The organism is Gordonia marina, from assembly GCF_052036135.1.
Classification (GTDB): domain Bacteria; phylum Actinomycetota; class Actinomycetes; order Mycobacteriales; family Mycobacteriaceae; genus Gordonia.
Genome location: NZ_JBPSDN010000081.1, coordinates 1 through 1,481, shown reverse-complemented (window position 1 = coordinate 1,481; position 1,481 = coordinate 1). Strand labels below are relative to the sequence as shown.

General features: G+C 63.3%; 2 rRNA genes. Both read right to left on the bottom strand.

Annotation, left to right across the window (positions count from 1 at the left end):
• Positions 1 to 1,063: 1,063 nt before the first annotated feature.
• Positions 1,064 to 1,180: ribosomal RNA gene (gene rrf, locus ACSEEN_RS21350) — 5S ribosomal RNA — on the bottom strand.
• A gap of 94 nt (positions 1,181 to 1,274) precedes the next feature.
• Positions 1,275 to 1,481, bottom strand: a 23S ribosomal RNA gene (locus ACSEEN_RS21345); the annotation flags it as partial.

The window sequence follows — 1,481 nt, the reverse complement described above, 5'->3', positions numbered from 1 at the left end:
CAACCCCTCCGCCTTGTGCAGCCGACGGATCTCGGCCCAGTCTTCCACTGAAATCATCCCTCCAGAATGACGAGGGGGGTCAACTTTCACCCGTCGTCTGGGGGTCAGTATTCACGCGTCGTCGACACCGGGTCGTCCATACCGATCGGGCGGAGCTCCCTGATGGTCGCCCTTCGACTGCGTGTCGTCGCTTCGCTCCGCCACGCACGTTCAGGACCTGAGGAGTCGAGACCATTGCCGGTATCCGGAGGTGGTCTCGGCCGGATAGGAGTCATCCGGCGCCGAGTTCTCGCCCCGTTCGCCCGATTCCTCGCTCTCGCCCTCACTGCTGAGGGGGCGAGACCGAGGAATGGGTGCCGGGCACCCTTGGCACGCGGGCGACACTCCAGATTCCGGCGGGGGCGCCTCACGACGGTCGCCGTGCGGGTGCGGGTCCTCACGTCCACCTGGCATGCTCGGCTCCCTCGGAGCCGAACCACTCGTGCGGGTCGAGGGAGGCTCCTGGTGGTCGAGTGGAGTCGAGGTCACCTCATGTCCGGAGGCGGCGCCGACTGGTTCGAGGTCGCTCGGCGCCGAGTTCTCTCGGTTCCCCGCTTTCGCCCACTGCTGAGGGTGCAAGACCGGGGAATGAGTGCCGGACACCCCTGGTACGGAGGCGACATCCATCGTCCCGGTCGTTGGAGGCTCATGGTGGCCGAGTCGAGTCGAGGTCAACTCATGTCCGGGAGTCGCGGCGGCCGGCCAGGGGCCGCTCGGCGTTGAGTTGGCGCATTCTTCGCCCCGCGGTTCGGTCTGGCTCTTATCGGTGAGGTGCGCGGACGGCGATAGGTCCCGGACATCCCTCGTGTGGGACGGGTATGGGGGTCTCGACCTCGCGGGTCCTGAGCATGCGGGGCGACGACACCGCGGCCGGACGGTTGCCGTCAGGGTGCGAGCCCGGCCGTCATCGGGGTGTTCGGTCGTCGTCGGTTTCGGTCGTGGTCGGTGGTTGGTGTGGTTGTTGGCCCGGGGATGCGGGAAGGCCCCGAACCATGACTGGTTCGGGGCCTTCCCTTGAGGTTGTGTTCGGCGGTGTCCTACTCTCCCACACTGACTAAAGTGCAGTACCATCGGCGCTGGAGGGCTTAGCTTCCGGGTTCGGAATGGAGCCGGGCGTTTCCCCTCCGCTATAGCCGCCGTAACAATATGAAACTGTCACACAACATTACTGCCGCGTGTTGTTTCAGAAGTACATAGTGGATGCGGTCACATCAAACAATTGGTGTTTGGGTGTTGTTGGTAAGTCCTCGGCCGATTAGTACCAGTCACCTGAACACATTACTGTGCTTACAGTTCTGGCCTATCAACCCCATCATCTGTAGGGGGCCTTACCCCACCACAAGGGTGGGTGAGAAACCTCATCTTGGAACAGGCTTCCCGCTTAGATGCTTTCAGCGGTTATCCCTTCCGAACGTAGCTAACCAGCAGTGCTCCTGGCGGAA